General features: G+C 42.9%; 17 protein-coding genes. 4 read left to right on the plus strand and 13 right to left on the minus strand.

The window, feature by feature from the left end:
* Positions 1-23: 23 nt before the first annotated feature.
* Entirely contained in the window at positions 24-665 is a 642-nt protein-coding gene (locus tag C6Y06_RS12675; protein WP_106036972.1) for a CBS and ACT domain-containing protein, read from the plus strand.
* On the plus strand, positions 662-1,822 hold the full coding sequence (locus C6Y06_RS12680; RefSeq protein WP_066030541.1) for an acetoin utilization protein AcuC: 1,161 nt from the start codon (positions 662-664) through the stop codon (positions 1,820-1,822). The genes C6Y06_RS12675 and C6Y06_RS12680 overlap by 4 nt, the downstream gene beginning before the upstream one ends.
* Positions 1,823-1,864: 42 nt before the next feature.
* On the opposite strand, the gene ccpA is transcribed toward C6Y06_RS12680, so the two are convergent.
* From ccpA to C6Y06_RS12735, 11 genes are all read right to left on the minus strand, one after another.
* Complete coding sequence (gene ccpA / locus C6Y06_RS12685) at positions 1,865-2,866, minus strand: catabolite control protein A (protein ID WP_034665514.1); 1,002 nt, start codon at positions 2,864-2,866, stop codon at positions 1,865-1,867.
* Positions 2,867-3,316: 450 nt separating this feature from the next.
* Positions 3,317-4,393, minus strand: a complete 1,077-nt coding sequence (locus C6Y06_RS12690) for a bifunctional 3-deoxy-7-phosphoheptulonate synthase/chorismate mutase (protein ID WP_003217626.1) — start codon at positions 4,391-4,393, stop codon at positions 3,317-3,319.
* 217 nt (positions 4,394-4,610) lie between these two features.
* Entirely contained in the window at positions 4,611-4,934 is a 324-nt protein-coding gene (gene ytxJ / locus C6Y06_RS12695) for a bacillithiol system redox-active protein YtxJ (RefSeq protein WP_034665511.1), read from the minus strand.
* Between the two features lie 33 nt (positions 4,935-4,967).
* Positions 4,968-5,438: a YtxH domain-containing protein gene (locus C6Y06_RS12700; protein WP_034665507.1), complete on the minus strand. Its 471-nt coding sequence runs from the start codon at positions 5,436-5,438 to the stop codon at positions 4,968-4,970.
* Between the two features lie 26 nt (positions 5,439-5,464).
* Positions 5,465-5,884 (minus strand): DUF948 domain-containing protein, encoded by a 420-nt coding sequence (locus C6Y06_RS12705; protein ID WP_003217556.1) that lies wholly within the window; start codon positions 5,882-5,884, stop codon positions 5,465-5,467.
* A gap of 225 nt (positions 5,885-6,109) precedes the next feature.
* A complete protein-coding gene (gene murC, locus C6Y06_RS12710) occupies positions 6,110-7,408 on the minus strand; it encodes a UDP-N-acetylmuramate--L-alanine ligase (RefSeq protein ID WP_034665503.1) in 1,299 nt (432 codons plus the stop codon).
* A gap of 302 nt (positions 7,409-7,710) precedes the next feature.
* On the minus strand, positions 7,711-10,461 hold the full coding sequence (locus tag C6Y06_RS12715) for a DNA translocase FtsK (protein ID WP_106036973.1): 2,751 nt from the start codon (positions 10,459-10,461) through the stop codon (positions 7,711-7,713).
* 196 nt (positions 10,462-10,657) lie between these two features.
* Entirely contained in the window at positions 10,658-11,263 is a 606-nt protein-coding gene (gene ytpR / locus C6Y06_RS12720) for a YtpR family tRNA-binding protein (protein WP_106036974.1), read from the minus strand.
* A gap of 16 nt (positions 11,264-11,279) precedes the next feature.
* Positions 11,280-12,092, minus strand: a complete 813-nt coding sequence (locus C6Y06_RS12725; protein WP_060597025.1) for a DUF1444 domain-containing protein — start codon at positions 12,090-12,092, stop codon at positions 11,280-11,282.
* 19 nt (positions 12,093-12,111) lie between these two features.
* The gene (locus C6Y06_RS12730; protein WP_003217665.1) at positions 12,112-12,432 is read right to left on the minus strand and encodes a thioredoxin family protein; all 321 of its coding nucleotides are present in this window, start codon (positions 12,430-12,432) and stop codon (positions 12,112-12,114) included.
* Positions 12,419-13,447, minus strand: coding sequence for a PTS sugar transporter subunit IIC (locus C6Y06_RS12735; RefSeq protein WP_106036975.1), 1,029 nt, complete (start codon positions 13,445-13,447; stop codon positions 12,419-12,421). The genes C6Y06_RS12730 and C6Y06_RS12735 overlap by 14 nt, the downstream gene beginning before the upstream one ends.
* 200 nt (positions 13,448-13,647) lie before the next feature.
* Between C6Y06_RS12735 and C6Y06_RS12740 the strand changes: the two genes are divergently transcribed.
* Positions 13,648-14,094 (plus strand): YtoQ family protein, encoded by a 447-nt coding sequence (locus C6Y06_RS12740; protein WP_060597027.1) that lies wholly within the window; start codon positions 13,648-13,650, stop codon positions 14,092-14,094.
* Positions 14,095-14,223: 129 nt separating this feature from the next.
* On the opposite strand, the gene C6Y06_RS12745 is transcribed toward C6Y06_RS12740, so the two are convergent.
* Entirely contained in the window at positions 14,224-15,297 is a 1,074-nt protein-coding gene (locus C6Y06_RS12745; protein ID WP_060597028.1) for a M42 family metallopeptidase, read from the minus strand.
* 199 nt (positions 15,298-15,496) lie between these two features.
* Here C6Y06_RS12745 and C6Y06_RS12750 point away from each other — a divergent pair, with 199 nt between their 5' ends.
* Positions 15,497-15,811 carry a PepSY domain-containing protein gene (locus C6Y06_RS12750; RefSeq protein WP_003217759.1) on the plus strand — a complete coding sequence of 105 codons (315 nt, stop codon included), beginning with the start codon at positions 15,497-15,499 and terminating at the stop codon, positions 15,809-15,811.
* A 43-nt stretch (positions 15,812-15,854) separates the two neighbouring features.
* On the opposite strand, the gene C6Y06_RS12755 is transcribed toward C6Y06_RS12750, so the two are convergent.
* Positions 15,855-17,552 carry an NAD-dependent malic enzyme gene (locus C6Y06_RS12755; protein WP_106036976.1) on the minus strand — a complete coding sequence of 566 codons (1,698 nt, stop codon included), beginning with the start codon at positions 17,550-17,552 and terminating at the stop codon, positions 15,855-15,857.
* Positions 17,553-17,604 lie beyond the last annotated feature (52 nt).

Below are 17,604 nucleotides of genomic sequence, written 5' to 3' on the forward strand. Positions count from 1 at the left end.
TTGGCAAAGGGGATTGGTAAACAATGATGATTGAACAAATTATGGAGCGTGATGTGATCACGCTGCGAAAAACCGATACGATTGAAGAAGCCATTCAAAAAATGAGTGCACATCACATTCGGCATATTCCGATCGTATCTGATCAAGGTTCTGTCATTGGAATGGTGACAGATCGGGATATTAAAAATGCCAGTCCAAGTATATTTGAAACAGAAAAAAGACAGCTCTTTATTCAGCGTCCTGTTGAAGAGATCATGGTATTAGAGACGATCACTGCTCATCCGCTTGATTTCGTTGAAGAGATTTCAAGTGTCTTTTTTGAACACGGAATTGGCTGCCTTCCAGTGGTGAGACGAGGCAAGCTCGTAGGCATTATCACAAAGACTGATTTGCTTCGTACGTTTGTCAGACTGACAGGTGCAGATCAGCCTGGGTCACACTTAGAGGTTGAAGTGGACCAGATGACAGAATGCCTCGCAGACATTACGGCCATTTTAAAGGAGCAGCATATTCAAATGCTGAGTGTGCTCGTGTATCCGCATGCAAATGAAGCTTCTAAAGTGCTCGTATTCCGCCTTCAAACCATTCATGCAGATCATGTGACGAAGCTGATTCGTGCAAAAGGCTATAAGGTGCTGTGGCCAATGGAGCAGACGATCAAATGAAGGAAGCGACCTTTGTTTTTTCACCCTCTTTTCAAACGTACCAATTTCACCAAGACCATCCCTTCAATCAGCTTCGTGTCTACTTAACATATGATCTTCTTCAAAAAATGAAGGCGTTAACAGATGATGAGATCGTCGCACCGCGTATGGCGACACTGGAGGAATTAAAGCTCGTCCATACAGCCGATTATATTCAAGCTGTGCAGCGGGCTAGTGAAGGAAAGCTCTCTACAGCAGAGGGTGAACGCTACGGCCTTGGCACGGAGGATACACCGATGTTTGCAGGTATGCATGAGGCAGCTTCTCTCCTTGTTGGCGGGACATTAACAGCCGTTGACCAAGTAATGATGGGACACTCGCAGCATGCACTCAATCTTGGCGGCGGACTTCACCACGGGTTTAAAGGACGTGCATCTGGCTTTTGTATATATAATGACAGCTCCGTGGCAATTCAATATATTCAAAAGACATATGGTGCAAGAATTTTATATATTGATACAGATGCCCATCATGGAGATGGTGTACAATTCAGCTTCTATGACGACCCAGAGGTCTGTACGGTCTCTATTCATGAAACGGGGCGCTACTTGTTCCCTGGAACTGGACAAGTACAGGAAAGAGGTCACGATAAAGGCTATGGCTACGCTTATAATATTCCGCTTGATGCATTTACAGAAGACGAATCGTTCCTCGAAGCATACCGAACAGCAGTGACTGAAATTGCTGCTTTTTTTAAACCAGATGTGATTTTGACGCAAAACGGCGCGGATGCACACTACTATGATCCGTTAACCCATTTATCTGCCACCATGAAAATATATGAGGAAATCCCTAGACTTGCCCATGAGTTAGCGCATCAATATTGTGATGGCAAATGGATTGCTGTTGGCGGAGGGGGATATGATATTTGGCGTGTCGTTCCAAGGGCATGGAGCCGGATTTGGCTTGAGATGAAAGGCATCACACCGCCGGCTGAACTGCCTCAGGACTGGGTTCAGGCTTGGCATAAACAATCGCCTGTCAGCCTGCCATCGACATGGGGAGACCCTGACGATTTATATCCACCGATCCCAAGAAAAGCAGAAATCACAGAAAAGAATGCTCAAACTGTAGAAAAAGCACTTATGCCTGTAAGAAGAGAAAAGAAAAATGCATAAGAAAAGCAGGCATTCACTAATGTGTAAGCCTGCTTTTTCGTTTTATTTTGTTGATTGTCTTTCTTCAATTCTGTGCGGAAGCTCAACAATTTGATCGTCCACTTGTTCTTTGTTCATCAGCTTTGTCAGCAGTCTCATTGCGACAGCGCCAATATCATAGGTCGGCTGAACAACTGTTGTCAGCTGAGGACGCACCATGAGAGAAAGTCTCGTGTTATCAAAGCCAATCACTTCTAAATCCTCAGGAATCGATACGCCTCTATCTTGTGCTCCGTGAATGACACCTAGCGCCATTTCATCGGTAGCCGCAATAACAGCTGTCGGCTTGTCAGACTGCTCAAGTAAATGAGCAAGTGATTCAATTCCAGAATCATAGGAGTAATCGCCTTCAGCGACGAGCGCATCGTCAAATGCGATGCCCGCTTCTTCAAGCGCACGCTTATAACCTGCAAGCTTTCTCATAGAGTTAATCGGTTCTGACATTGGGCCAGATACGAAGGCAATTCGCTTATGTCCTTTCTCAACTAAAAGCTGGACTGAATCATAAATCGCTTGCTCGTAGTTGATATTGACAGATGGTGTTTGAGCCTGCTCTTCAACAGATGCTGCAAGAACAATTGGCACAGGAGAGCGCTTAAATTCTTCAACAAGCACATCTGTGATGTTTCCGCCCATAAAGACAATCCCATCTACTTGTTTACCTAGCATTGTATTTAATAGATGAAGCTCTTTATCGGTATTTTGATCTGAGTTGCTTAAAATGATGTTGTACTTATACATCGTGGCGATATCTTCAATTCCGCGAGCAAGCTCCGAATAGAAGATACTAGAAATATCAGGGATGATCACCCCAACTGTTGTAGTTTTTTTACTTGCAAGGCCTCGTGCCACAGCATTCGGACGGTAGCCAAGACGATCAATCGCTTCAAGTACCTTTTTTCTTGTTGTTGGTTTTACATTCGGATTACCATTCACTACGCGTGATACCGTTGCCATACTTACATTTGCTTCTCTTGCTACATCATATATTGTAACATTATTCACATAAATCACTCCTTCAAATACACTTCATATCTATAGCATTCACCAATTGGATAGAGACATGTCAGATACGAGGAAAATAATATCCTATTTGTCATTAAAACGATGAAAAGAGACACATAATTTTTCAATCTACATCAAAATGACATTCTTTTATGAAATTATACACGTTTTTTCACCATATGAAAACGTTCCCTTTCTTTTTATAACTAAATTAAACAAACTTTAATGAGCTTGTTACCTGTAAATTGAATCATATTTCATGAAAAATCGCCGAGAACGTCAGCTATGACAATGATCTTAGCAGATTCTATCGAATTTTAAAAATGAAAACATTGTGAACAAGCACTTTTGAGGCTTGTAATGTGCTCTTTTCCTTTCATTCCCAATCTCATCATATTTTATCCATAGAAAAACCGCCGGGCAGTTATCCGGCGGCTTTTCTATCTATGATTACGCGTGAATGTTGACAAGTGGTCTTAACGCATCTAACCATTTTTCGAATTGAGGAATGTCCATTTGCTGCGCTGAGTCAGATAGAGCAACAGATGGATCTGGATGCACTTCTGCCATGACACCGTCTGCTCCAATCGCAAGAGCTGCTTTCGCTGTTGGAAGGAGAAGATCTCTACGTCCAGTTGAGTGCGTCACATCAACGAATACTGGTAAATGTGTCTCTTGTTTCAAGATTGGCACTGCAGAGATATCAAGTGTATTTCTTGTCGCTGTTTCGTATGTGCGGATACCGCGCTCGCAAAGGATGATTTGGTCATTTCCTTGGGCGATGATGTATTCAGCTGCATTGATGAATTCTGAAATAGTCGCTGCAAGACCACGCTTTAAAAGAACTGGTTTCTTCACAGATCCGGCTGCTTTTAATAGCTCGAAGTTTTGCATGTTCCGTGCACCAATTTGGATGACATCGATATGCTCAATCGCTTCTTCAATATGAGCAGGATTGACGATTTCACTAATGACAGCAAGACCGTATTCATCCGCTACACGCTTTAGAATTTTTAGACCGTCTACACCAAGTCCTTGGAAATCGTATGGACTTGTGCGAGGTTTAAATGCACCTCCGCGAAGTAGTTTTAGTCCTTGCTGTTTCGCTGCTGCCGCAACTTCTGCGACTTGCTCGTAGCTTTCAACAGCACATGGTCCAACGATGAAGCGCTGTTTCCCATCACCGATCGCTTCTCCATTGATGTTCACGATTGTATTTTCCGATTTTTTCTTACGAGAAACAAGAAGTGCTTTGCTGTGGTCATCTTCTTGAAGCTCTAGACCTGCTTTGAAAATCTCTTTGAAAATATGCTGAATCGTTGAGTTTTCGAATGGTCCATCATTTGCTTCAAGAATTTGGTTCAGCATTGTGCGCTCTCTGACAGGATCATAACGGTTGACACCTTGCGCTTCTTTCGCCTTTCCAATTTCTTTTACAATGCTTCCTCTTTCATTGATCAGTTTTAAGATTTGAAGATTTAGTTCATCTGCCTGCTGTCTCAATTGTTCTAGTTCATTGTTGCTCATTTTTGTCATCCTTTCCTCTGCCTGTTCTCGCTTTTTATTTTTTCATTCTCTCATGATAGGGTTTATTATAAACAAAGATTTCGGAATTGTCACGAAAATTTTCTTTATTACCCAAACGCTTTTAAGCGATAAAGTATTATGTGTAAGATTATAGCATACTTTTGGTTGAAGTAAACCTTTTTTTATAAAAAAACGTCAGCAATTGCTGACGTTTCTTCTACAGATTATGTTCAAGCGCTTCTTTTGTAATGCTTGAGTGAGATGCATGCCACTTCACTTTTCCACCGCTAAAGACGAGTGCCTGGGGACTTTCATGCTTTACCCCCGACTTTTCAGTCACATAGGATGAAAGCTCTCTTGTGTTTTGGATTTGCAAGAAATAAGTAGGCACGTCTTCATGTGCAGACGCAAATGCTTCAAACTCTTGAAAAGCCGCTTGGCTGATCGGACATGTCAAACTGTGCTTAAAAAAGACAAACGTCCCATCTTGATTCGTTAGTTGATCAAACTGTTCTTCTGTTTCAATGAGTTGTTTTGACATGATGTTCTCCTTCTTCACTCCGTGCAGTGAGAGTTAGCCTTTAGTCGATTGTTCTACTTTTTCTTTGACATCTTTGATGCCATCTTCAATTTCTGATTTCGCTTCTTGTGCTCGTACTTTTGCTTCGTCTGCTACATCTGAAGCTTCATTTGCTAGGTCAGCTGCTGCATCTTCTGCTTCACTTTTCACATGATTAGCTTTTCCAGCTGCACGCTCTTTTATGTCTTTCACTTTGTCTAAAATCTGGTTTGACTGTTCTGCTACCAGTTGGGACAATTCAGACGTTTTATCTTTCGCAATCGTCACATATTCAGTGCCTCTTTCTTTTGCATCTGTTGTGAGGCGATCTGTTTTTTCTTTTAAAACATTCGCTTGGGTGTTCAAATCATCGCGAAGCTCTTTCCCTGACTTCGGTGCTAAAAATAAGGCTGTTGTTGCACCAACAATTCCACCAATAAGTGTTCCGATCAAAAAGTCTTTGCTATTGATTCCGTCTTTGCTCATGATTATTCCTCCTATGCGAAAATGGTTTATTTTTGGTGTTTTCGTTGTTTCCATTTTTTATAAATTTCAAGTGCTGCGTTACTCCAGCTTACCACATCCGTGACTTTTTCTTGATTTCGTTCAACGGATGAAGAAACTGCACCAGCTGCCTGCTTTATGCTTGTATTAAATTGGTTGATCGAGCCGCCAATTCCCTGCACCGCATCCACAACTGTGTTGAGTTTTGCCGATTTGTCTTGAATATCTTCAGCAAGCTGATTCGTCTTATGTAGCAACTGTGTCGTCTCTGTGGTGATCCCTTGCATCTGACCTTCAAGACCTTCTAAAGTTGATGCAACATTCTTTAATGTCAGCTGTAAGGATTTTAATGTTTTGGACAAATAGATGACAAGAATGAGGAAAGCAATTGCGATCAGTGCAACGCTTAGATATAGAATAATAATCATCTGATACCTCCTTTGCTGCGGGCATATGCAATTCATTACCCTCTCGTTGTATCATTCAAACATCGCCTAGAATGACCGATTGAATAATAATTCTACACTTATTCGCTGATTCCTGTCCACAGCGAACGAAAAAAAGCGGCAGATGTTGACACATTTAGCCCCTTTGTCACATTTTATTCAAAATAAAAAAAGTGCCGATCAAAACGGCACTTTCCCTTTAAGCATTTATACAGCGACTTTCTCATAAGCACGCAGATATTTTTGAATGTCTCCTGCTCCCATAAAGATCAGAATCCCATCTTCGTGCGCTTTCAGCACAGATGTATCTTCTTCCGCAATCAATTGGGCCTGCGGGATTTTTTCTCGTAAATCTTCGATACTCAGCTTCCCAATGTTTTCACGGGCTGAACCGAAAATATCGCATAGGTATACATAGTCCGCTTTTTTCAGACTGTCAGCAAATTCACTTAAGAATTGCTGTGTACGTGTGAAGGTATGCGGCTGGAAAACAGCGACAATATCACGGTCTGGATATTTTTGACGTGCTGCTTCAATGGTGACTTCAATCTCCGTTGGGTGATGGGCATAGTCGTCAATTAAGACCTGCTCACCGACCACTTTTTCATTAAAGCGGCGTTTCACCCCGCCAAATGTCATTAGTGCCCCTTTGATGAGCTCTACATCAATGGCTTCATAGTGACATAATGCAATCACAGCTAATGAATTGAGGACATTATGATTTCCGTAGGCAGGAATGTAGAAGGTATCATAAAACGTATTGCGTACAAATACATCAAATGTAGTGCCTTCCGTGTTTTTCACAACATTGCGTGCTTGGAAATCATTTTCTTCATTGAAACCGTAGTACACAACAGGTACCTTCGCTTGAATCTTGGGCAGATGCTCATCATCACCGCAAGCGATAATGGCTTTTTTCACTTGAAGCGCCATGTTTTGAAACGCATCAAACACGTCGTCAATGTCCGAGAAATAATCAGGATGATCAAAATCAATATTGGTCATGATCGCATAGTCTGGATGATAGCTGAGGAAGTGTCTGCGGTATTCGCATGCTTCAAATACAAAATACTCGCTGTTTTCTTTCCCCATACCAGATCCATCACCGATTAAGTATGAAGTTGGTTTCGCTGATTGCATCACATGGGCAAGCAGTCCTGTTGTCGACGTTTTACCATGAGCACCAGTAATCGCAACGTTTGTGAATGAATCCATGTATTCTCCAAGGAATTTATGGTAACGAATGACAGGAATCCCTTCAGAAAGGGCACGTTCAATCTCAGGGTGTGTATCAGGAAATGCATTACCTGCAATCACGGTCATCCCTGGCTGAATATTATCTGGGTCAAATGGAAGAATTTTAATATTTCGTTCTTCTAATGCTTTTTGTGTAAAGATATGTTTTTCGATATCCGATCCTTGGACAGTATACCCAGTATCATGAAGAATTTGGGCCAGTGGACTCATACCTGTCCCTTTTATTCCAACAAAATGATAAACAGTCATAATTGTACCTCCAACAAACGTCTATCTGACTTACAGTATATGACGCTCATTTCAATTTGCAACTTGTGATTTTCGCCTCTAGCGGCTCACAGATCGCAGCTCCAAATAAAGATTTTTTTCCGATCTTCCTATTCTAATCAATATTAACTATGATTAGTATCCGACAACTTTCCTATTTATAACACCTGCTTTCGCTCATTTTACATAAAAAAGCGTTCTGACAGGCATACGAAAAGCGTCCAATTACAAAATTCACCTATGTGCTATCATACCATGTTTATAAAAAAAATGAAGTGGTTTGTTTAGATCAGCTGTTCTAAGTCACTCAGTGTCATAAGGACTTCCCTTGGCTTACTGCCTTTTGCACCAGAGATCATGCCCTCGCGTTCCATCATGTCGATCAATCTGGCTGCACGATTGTAGCCAATTCTAAATCTTCGCTGCAAACTCGATGTACTAGCGCTATTCTGCTCAATCGCAAAACGGCAGGCATCCATAAACAATTCGTCTTCATCTGTAATCGCAGAGCCTTGGAGCATTAATTCCTCCTGTTCGAAAAGGAACACTGGCTTACGCTGTTTTCTTACATGTGCCACTACTTGATCAATCTCACGGTCTGATACAAAGTTCCCTTGCAGCCTCGTCGGCTTGCCGGAGCCATTTTCTAAGAAAAGCATGTCTCCTTTTCCGAGAAGCTTTTCTGCACCTGCCATGTCAATGATCGTTCTAGAATCTACCTGACTTGAGACAGAGAAAGCAATTCTTGTTGGGATATTGGCTTTAATGAGACCTGTGATGACATCGACAGAAGGTCTTTGTGTCGCAATCAATAAATGAATGCCGCATGCTCTTGCTTTTTGTGCGATTCGGCAAATGCTTTCTTCGACTTCATTTGGTGCGACCATCATTAAATCAGCGAGCTCATCGATCACAACGACAAGATAAGGCAGTTTTTCACCCATTTGTTTTTCTTTGACAAGCTCATTGAATCGTTTAATTTCTCTCACGCCAGAGTGCGCAAACAGTTCGTAGCGCCTTTCCATTTCATCCACTACCCATTTCAGAGCGGCTGTCGCTGTCTTGGCATCGGTGATGACAGGACTCACGAGATGCGGAATGTGATTATATGGCGCTAATTCAACCATTTTAGGGTCGATTAAGAGCATTTTTACTTCATCTGGTGACGCTTTAAACATTAAGCTCACTAAAATGGTATTGATACAGACACTTTTTCCTGACCCTGTTGCTCCAGCAATTAAGCCATGCGGCATTTTTTGCAGATCAACCACAACAGGCTGGCCGGATATATCTAATCCGAGTGCTGCTGTTAAAGGTGATGGATTGTCTCTAAATGCACTGCTTCTGATCATCTCTCGTAAGAAAACCATTTTACTGTGAAGGTTCGGCACTTCGATCCCGATCGTGTTCTTTCCTGGAATCGGTGCTTCGATTCGAATATCTTTTGCGGACAAACTGAGTTTAATATCATCTGATAGGTTCGTGATTTTGTTCACTTTGACACCTGGTTCTGGATGTACTTCAAACCTTGTCACAGAAGGGCCTTGCGTGACATGAACCACACTTGCTCTGACATTGAAATTTTTCAGCGTGGCATTGAGCAGCTCTGCCCGCTCTTTCACCCATGTCCCGTCCTCTTCTTTTTGAGCTGGAGGTACGTCTAAAAGGGCGAGACTTGGGAAAACATACCCTTGTGCATCTGCTGCTTTCTTTTGCCCTTGCACACGCTGATCACTTTTTAACATCATGACGTTAAAAGGAACCGTTGAGGTTTGTCCGCTTGTACGTTGCGTCTGCGGAGCTGCTTGTTTCGGTTTTTCTTCCTTGACTTCATGCACTTGTTCTTGCTTTTCTTGCTGCTCTATGACAGGTTCTGCTGGTTCAGTAGCGGTCTCATCGTCTGCTACTTGTTCTATTGGCAGCATTTGATCTTCTACTATTTCAGCTTCTTCCAACAATTGGTCTTCTTGCAGATCATGCTTGGCGACTGGCTCAGCTTCTTCAAATGCTGCCGCTGGCACTTCTTCTTGATGATCTTCTATGGAATCAGCTTCTATTTCCGCGACCGGTTCTGCTGGGATGTCTTCTGTTACCTCAACTTCTTCTGCCGGCATGTCTACTTCCATTTCAATTGCGGGATGTGTGTCTTCTGCTGTTTCGAATGTCAACGGTTCTATTTCCTCCGTATGATCTACAAACTGATGTACCGGCTCGCCTTTTATTTCTTCGTCATCGCTTGAGACATCCTGTTCCGGCTCAGCCTCTACCGGCTGTTCTTGATAAGCTTCGGCCTCCTGATTATGTAAGTCAGCTTCAATATGGTCTTGAGGCTCAGAAAAGGCTTGCTCTTTTTCCTCTGTTTGAATGAAAGGCTCGTCATTTAAACGCTCCATCGTCGATTGAACGTGATCCTGATAAGCGAGTTCCTCTTGCAAAGTAAGCGGGGTCACGTCTGTTTGCATGTCCACTCTTTCTTCTGCTGGGGCTGAAACCGTTTCTTCCATACGATTTTCTTTCCGTATTGACGGAATGTTCATTTGCTGTCTGACATTTCGTACACGCTCTGCCTCTTCTGATAACAGGGTGACACGCTGCGCTGTTTCTGCTGCTTTCATTTGAACAGGAGATGATTCTTCTTTCGCTTCTGTTCGTTTTGGACGCATATCCTGATGATAGCCATAGATCGGTGATGGAATTTGCTCTGTTTTGAATGGCTTTTTATTGATGTCAGGCTGCACCGTTTGTTTTGGCTCATAGGTCTTCTGCTTAGCCTTTGGCTTGCTTGGCTTTGCGCGTCTTCTTTCCTGCTTCACTCCGTCACGCAGAGGTTCATCTGGAACGAGCGGAAAGCGGAAGTTGCCTTTCGGATATTCATAATAGACTTTTGTATCTTCAATTTTTTTATATTCTTTATGCTGTTCAAAAACTGGCTGCGTTCGTGCAGCTGGACCTTCATTAGGTCTCACAGCTTTTTCTTCTTTCTTTTCTTCTTCTCCTAAAAATACACTAAAAAATTTATCTAACCAACTCATCATTTATCACTCACTTTAACTCCCCTTACGTTTTCTTGGGCGATTTTTAGTATACCATTGCTTTTTCATGCAGAAAAGCGAGAAAAGTGCTGCTCTTTGCTATTTGTGCTGTCTGTAGATGAAAAAAAGTCACTAAGTACGTACTTAGTGACTTTTGGTATAACACATTCTTCGCTCCTATGTACCCGTTTATGGGAGGTTACGCTTTAAAGGGTTCGCCAGCTTGGTGGCTTCCCTCTAGAACAAGAATCCCTTTTTCAGCAGGCGCGTCTGGAAGATCTAGTTCTTTTGCTGAACAAATCATTCCGCTTGATGGAACACCTCTTAGCTCAGCATCTTTAATGACCAAACCGCTTGGCATCACCGCACCAACCTTCGCAACCACGACATATTGCCCTTGATCAACGTTTGGCGCACCGCACACGATTTGTAATGTTTCATCGCCAACATCTACTTGGCAAATGTTTAATTTATCTGCATTCGGATGCTTTTCTTTTTCCTTTACATAACCGACAACAAATTTTGGTGATAGATCCACGGTCAACGTTTCACTTACACCGTTGCGGTTTAAAATTTCGTTGATATCTTGAACAAGTGTTTCAGATAGCGGTACAGATCCGTTTTCTTCAATTTTCATGTAAGTGGATGCGTTGAAGATATTAATACCTGTTGTTTCTTTTGTTTCTTGATTGAAGATTCTTACGACATCTCCAAACCTCTCATGACCTACTTCTTCTCTCGTCACATCTTTCAATGAAATAAGGAGTGTGTCGCCTACACCTTCTGCATTATAAAAAACGTTCATTCTTCAAAATTCCCTTCTACTGCTGTTTTGGTCTGCTTTTAGCAAGAATAAAGATCGGTTCAAGCTTGCCCTCATCATATAAAAATGACAATGCGGTAATCGGAACCGTGCCGCTGGCGAAGAAGCTCATCGACATCTGTCCTAAAATATCATAGCCTGATTCATTGCGAACATCTGCAATGATGAATACATCTTGATGGGGAACAGAAATGGCCATCTGTCCTTCTATTTTTTGCGCGTATTCTTGTAAAATCGATTCATTTAAAAGTCTGCTGGCATCATATCCGTCATTCGCACGGAAGAAATAAAACCGATTGCCTGCGACTTCATCCATTTTCACCACAGTTTCAAGTGAGCGGACATTGAAGCTTGCAGTTTCCCTAATTCGCTCTTTTGTCCAGTTTTCCTTTTGAAGCATTTTCTCATCAATTAATCTGTAGGTGCTTCCAAGGTCAAGTGCATAGAAGATTCTCGTTTCAGCTGTATGCTCATCAAAAACTAGGGGAATGCCATCACTTGATGCCTCAGGAAAGGAAGTGGAACGAATGACAGGATAGATCTGCTTTTCTTTTCCTGAGATGTGCTGCGCTTCGCCTTTCATGGCACTTAGCGCCTCTTTCACATAGTAAACGATCTCATCTAATGTTTCATCAGGCTTTACTTCCCACTTTGCAATGATTGGCGGGAGCTCTAGTGTAATACCTTTACTTGTTTGTTTATCTTCAATACGAAGCGTATCTTTTTCTCGGTCAAACTGGTGTGACCAGCTGTCATTTGTCAGACGGCTTTTGAGTTCGTTCGCAAGCTGTCTTGATGTCATTTTTGCCATGATTTAGACCCTCCTTTCATTATTTAGAAAGAGAATCTGTTAAAAATGCTTCAATCTCTTCCTTCGTCTTACGATCCTTGCTGACAAAGCGGTTAATTTCTTGTCCATTTTTAAAAACTAAAAAGCTTGGAATGCCGTAAATTTCCCACTCTGCGCAAGTGTCAATGAACTGATCTCTATCCACATAGAAGTACTCAAATTCTGGGTAGTTTGCTTCAAGCTCTGGCAAGAATGGTTCGATAAAGGTGCAGTCCGGGCACCAGTCAGCTGAAAATAGCAATACTGTTAAGTCTTCTTGAATCACTTTTTGTAATTCTTCGTTTGATTCAATTTTTTTCATGTTTCATTCCTCCAGTTTGTATGGTTAAATCTCCGAATTGTATATAGCCTTTCTTTCTCATCCATTCTGATACTACCAAACTAATCACTGCCGGGCCAACGATATGCAAAAGAGCGATCGCCAGAAAAACGGATGGATGAAATCCCATAACGGTCAGTGTCATGAGCTGTCCAACGAGGCCGCTCGTTCCCATACCTGCCCCTGCCGCATTATTGACCATCCCAAAGCCAATAATACCAATTGGCGCGAGAATGAGGCCCGCAATCGTCGGCGGAATAAGGATAAGGGGATTTTTCACAATGTTCGGCAGTTGCAATTTTGACGTGCCAATGCCGACAGCAGCAAGACCGCCAAAACGATTTTCTCTAAAGCCTGCAGCGGCAAAGCCGACCATTTGAGCGCAGCAGCCAATCGTTGCAGCACCAGCCGCTGTTCCGCTTAAGTCAAGCATGAGCGCAAGCGCCGCACTTGAAATCGGTGAGCTGAGGGCAAGTCCAACAATGGTCGCTACTAGCATGCCCATGATCAGCGGACTTTGGTCAGTCCCCCACATGATGAGCTTACCAAGCCCTGTCATCATGGCTTCAATCCCAGGACCGATCAAAGCGGCGGTGAAAAAGCCAGTAATAATGGTGACAAGCGGCGTTAAAATAATATCAATTCTTGTCTCACCACTGACCAGCTTGCCGAGTTCCACACCAATTAATGCTGCGACAAAGCTTCCAGCAGGTCCACCAAGCTCTGCTCCTGCAGCACCTGAGACAACACTTGCAAAAATGATCAAAGGAGATGCATGTAAGCGATACGCAACGGCTACACCGATTGCTGGTCCCATGAGCCCCATCGCAAGTGTTCCCATTTTGATGATGAGCGGAAGTGATAACAGACCGCCTGCTGTTTTTAAAATCAGCCCTACCACTAATGTAGCAAATAGACCTAAAGCCATATAAGAGAGTGCATCAATGAAGTACACTTTTGGCGAAAGGGAGATCCCTTTTCTTTTCAAATAAGTCATCAACGTCGTCTTCCTGCTTTCTCATAGGAAAGACGAAGAGGCCTGTCCTTCCCATTATATGTAGTATTCTTACGATGAAAAATAGTCTCTACCATGAATATCATAATCATATTTTTTTTGCTTTATCAAGCACTTCTTGTGTAACATGAAAAGAAACAGGGCAAACCTTTACTAAGTTTGTACAAAAGGAGGAGATCGTTATGCAATTAACCGTCTATTTAGCAGGAGAAATTCATAGCCAGTGGCGTGATGAAATCAAGGAGAAAAGCCAATCGTTGAAACTGCCGGTGACGTTTGTTGGACCAATGGAGAATCATGACCGCTCAGATCACATTGGTGAGGACATTTTAGGTGAGCAGCCGAATGCCATTTTCAAAGATGATGCGGCTTCTGATTTGAACAATTTCCGTACTGAGATCTTATTAAACAAGGCAGACGTCGTCATTGCCCGCTTTGGTGAGAAATATAAACAGTGGAACACGGCAATGGATGCATCTGCTGCCATCACAAAAGGAAAACCTCTCATTTTGATCCGCCCAAAAGAACTGCACCATCCGTTAAAGGAACTATCAAACAAAGCGAATATCACTGTAGAAACCGTGAACCAAGCGATCAAGGCGTTATCTTACGTGTTTGAACAGCAATAAAAAAGGTGAAACTGCAACCTTTTTTCCTCTTTTCGAAACCTTTGCAGACCTGGCAATGAATGCGAGGTTTTGTCTACATATACACACTAAAGGCTGCTCTCATGAAAGAGGCAGCCTTTTCTATTACATTTACACCTGTTGATAAATAGAATCCACTGTACTTTGATCACAGTTTTTCACCAGGCGGACAATTAATTCTTTTGCCGCTGCGTAATCATCCACATGCAATACTGAATGACTTGTATGAATGTAGCGAGCGCACACCCCAATGACAGCAGAAGGCACACCTTGGTTGGAAATATGCACACGTCCAGCGTCCGTACCACCCGGTGATACGAAGTATTGGTATGGAATGCTGTTTGACTCAGCAGTATCGAGCACAAAGTCTCTCATCCCGCGATGCGTAATCATGGTTCGATCAAAAATACGCAGAAGTGCTCCTTTACCAAGCTGGCCGAATTGGGTTTTGTCACCTGTCACATCGTTTGCAGGGCTTGCATCTAAAGCAAAGAACAGATCTGGCTGAATCATATTCGCAGCTACTTCTGCCCCTCTAAGCCCTACTTCTTCCTGAACCGTTGCACCTGAATACAGATGACATGAAAGAGGTTCGTCTTTTATTTCTTTTAATAATTCAATCGCAAGTCCACAGCCATAGCGGTTATCCCAAGCCTTCGCTAAAATCTTTTTAGGATTCGCCATAGGGGTAAAGACTGTTGCAGGCACGATTTGCTGTCCTGGGCGAATGCCAAGTTCTTTTGCCTCTTCTTCACTGTCTGCCCCAATATCAATGAGCATGTCTGATGGTTTCACAGGTTTGCTTTTTTGTTCTGGTGTTAGAAGATGAGGCGGTGTACTAGAGACGACACCAGGAATTGGTCCGTGAACGGTATGAACGTCGACACGCTGTGCCAGCATGACTTGACTCCACCAGCCGCCGAGTGTTTGGAAGCGTATCATCCCGTTCTTCGTAATGGATGAAACCATGAATCCCACTTCATCCATATGACCAGCCACCATGATTTTAGGTGCGTTCTCCGGTCCCTTGCGTACCCCAAACACACCGCCAAGACGATCCTGAATGAGTTCGTCAGAATATTTCTCAAGTTCCTTTTTCATAAAAGCACGCACATGGTGCTCATTACCTGGAGTTCCCTGTAATTCTGTTAAATTTCGGAAAAGCGACAATGTTTCTTCATTCATTCTACGGTTTACCTCGTTTCTATGTAATGACCATATATATTCCTATAAAAATAACACTCACTTTATACTATAAGAATTCTTTCGGTTTTCCAAGTATCTCTCCAGAAATTTTGAATATGCTTTCAAGTATTCGGATTCCTTAACATCAATGGACAAGTTTTGTATAATGGAAAAAACAGCAATACGGAGGTGCAGCACGTTGAAGTTAAAACATGTTCTGATTGGTGCGAGTATTGGCGTAGCCGCTGCAATTGTTGCAAAGAAAGTATTTTTCCCTACGTATATCTCGTCTGAAAAAGCATTAAAAATTGTGAAATCTGCTTTTAAACAGCGCGGCCCGATTGATGGCTCTTGGATTTATACTGTACCAGAACCGTATACCGTAAATGGTGAAACGATTGATGTGTACAAATCTGGCATTACTCGCTCAGCCTTTGGCGAGCTTGAACAGTACGAAGTCATGATTGATGCCAAAACAGGCATGATCGTTGATGTCATTGATTCTGTGGCTTGATAAAGAAAGCTTCGCAAAGGCGTGTCCTTGCGAAGCTTCTTTTTTATATGGCTTTGATTTTTTTGTACACAGGATGCCACATGGCGTCCTGTACAGCCTGAATGAGATCCTCAGGCGTTTCCTCTGCAATACCTTCATCGATCGCTGCTTGCGCCACACGGACAGCCACTGTCGCTGAAACAGTTCGAAGCTGATCCACACTTGGCAGCATCGCTGCACCCGGCTTTCCGACATTGACCATGCTGGCAATCGCTTCAGCACTCGCAACAAACATGCTGTCTGTTATAAGGCGGGCTTTAGACACAATCGTTCCAAGACCAAGCCCTGGGAACACAAGGGCATTATTCGCCTGACCAATTTCATATGTCACGCCGCCATATTCGACAGGATCAAATGGGCTTCCCGTTGTCACAAGGGCGCGTCCTTCTGTCCACTCGATGAGATCTTCAGGCTTTGCTTCTGAAAGAGGTGTTGGGTTCGACATCGGTAAAATGGCTGGGCGCTCCACGTGTGACGCCATTTCTTTCACAATTTCCTCTGTAAATGCTCCTCCTACCGTCGAGGTGCCAATTAAGATGGTTGGTTTCGCCTGTTTGACGACCTCTAATAAATCAATGGAATGCTTAGGACCGTTACGGGCATAACCCTTTACTTCGTCAGAACGTCTTGCATATGGCTTTTGAAATGGCTGAATGTCAGGCGAATCATCTGTAAGCAATCCTGTTTTATCAATACACCAGAAATGATCATATGATTCCTCTTCTTTGACACCGTCTCTTACGAGAGCATCACGGATCTGCTCCGCTATGCCAATCCCTGCCGTACCCGCTCCGAAAATGACGATTCGGTGATCTTTCAGCGGAACCTTCGAAGCTTTTGCACATGCCAGAACCGCAGCAAGTGAAACAGCTCCAGTACCTTGAATGTCATCATTAAATGTACAAATACGTTCCTTATATTTTTCCAATATGGCTCGGGCATTTTTTGTCCCAAAGTCTTCCCAGTGAAGGAGTGCATTTGGAAAGGTTGCGCGGGCAAGCTCTACATATTGATCAATGAACCGATCATAACGTTCTCCTCGAACGCGAGAATGCTGATTTCCAACATAAAGCGGATCATTCAAGAGACTTTCCTGGTTCGTCCCGGCATCAAGCACAACGGCCAGCACGCGGCTAGGATCAATGCCTGCTGCGGCTGTATAAACAGCAAGTTTCCCGACTGAAATGGCAATACCGCCAACACCCCAGTCTCCAATACCTAAAATGCCTTCTGCATCTGTCGCAACGATTAAGTCAATTGATTCATCAACACCGTAAGAGGCAAAAATCTCTTCCATGCCTTCCAAATCATCAATCGATAAATAAAGCCCCCTTGGCTTTCGATACTCGTGGCTATAACGCTGAATGGCTGTTCCAACAGTCGGCGTGTAGACAATCGGCAGCATCTCCGCCAAGTGCTCATTTAGTAATTTGTAAAAAAGCACTTCGTTTCTGTCATGAAGTGATGTTAAATACACATTTTTTCCCAGTTCATCCGGCTGTGCCTTGAACTGCTCATATGCACGCTTTGCCTGATCCTCTAATGTTAAAACCTTAGGCGGTAGAAATCCCTTTAAACCAAGCTCTTCCCGCTCTTCCTTAGTAAATGCAACCCCTTTGTTTAAATAAGGGACGGACATGACTTCCATCCCTCTTAATGGTGTTTCAATGACATCACCATGTACACGATAAAATTGGTTCACCTGCACTCTTCCTTTCACAAGTTCATTTTGTCGTTATTTTGTGTGAAAGGCG

This window comes from Bacillus sp. MZGC1, from assembly GCF_002998605.1.
In the GTDB taxonomy this organism is placed as follows: domain Bacteria; phylum Bacillota; class Bacilli; order Bacillales; family Bacillaceae; genus Bacillus.

Coding starts and splice junctions, on each gene's coding strand:
- C6Y06_RS12725 (WP_060597025.1), bottom strand. CDS start 12,092: ATGGCAAAAATGACATCAAGACAGCTTGCGAACGAACTCAAAAGCCGT.
- C6Y06_RS12690 (WP_003217626.1), bottom strand. CDS start 4,393: ATGAGCAACAATGAACTAGAACAATTGAGACAGCAGGCAGATGAACTA.
- ytpR (WP_106036974.1), bottom strand. CDS start 11,263: ATGAACGTTTTTTATAATGCAGAAGGTGTAGGCGACACACTCCTTATT.
- C6Y06_RS12700 (WP_034665507.1), bottom strand. CDS start 5,438: ATGAGCAAAGACGGAATCAATAGCAAAGACTTTTTGATCGGAACACTT.
- C6Y06_RS12705 (WP_003217556.1), bottom strand. CDS start 5,884: ATGATTATTATTCTATATCTAAGCGTTGCACTGATCGCAATTGCTTTC.
- ytxJ (WP_034665511.1), bottom strand. CDS start 4,934: ATGTCAAAACAACTCATTGAAACAGAAGAACAGTTTGATCAACTAACG.
- C6Y06_RS12745 (WP_060597028.1), bottom strand. CDS start 15,297: ATGAATGAAGAAACATTGTCGCTTTTCCGAAATTTAACAGAATTACAG.
- C6Y06_RS12730 (WP_003217665.1), bottom strand. CDS start 12,432: ATGAAAAAAATTGAATCAAACGAAGAATTACAAAAAGTGATTCAAGAA.
- C6Y06_RS12735 (WP_106036975.1), bottom strand. CDS start 13,447: ATGACTTATTTGAAAAGAAAAGGGATCTCCCTTTCGCCAAAAGTGTAC.
- C6Y06_RS12680 (WP_066030541.1), top strand. CDS start 662: ATGAAGGAAGCGACCTTTGTTTTTTCACCCTCTTTTCAAACGTACCAA.
- C6Y06_RS12675 (WP_106036972.1), top strand. CDS start 24: ATGATGATTGAACAAATTATGGAGCGTGATGTGATCACGCTGCGAAAA.
- C6Y06_RS12715 (WP_106036973.1), bottom strand. CDS start 10,461: ATGATGAGTTGGTTAGATAAATTTTTTAGTGTATTTTTAGGAGAAGAA.
- C6Y06_RS12740 (WP_060597027.1), top strand. CDS start 13,648: ATGCAATTAACCGTCTATTTAGCAGGAGAAATTCATAGCCAGTGGCGT.
- murC (WP_034665503.1), bottom strand. CDS start 7,408: ATGACTGTTTATCATTTTGTTGGAATAAAAGGGACAGGTATGAGTCCA.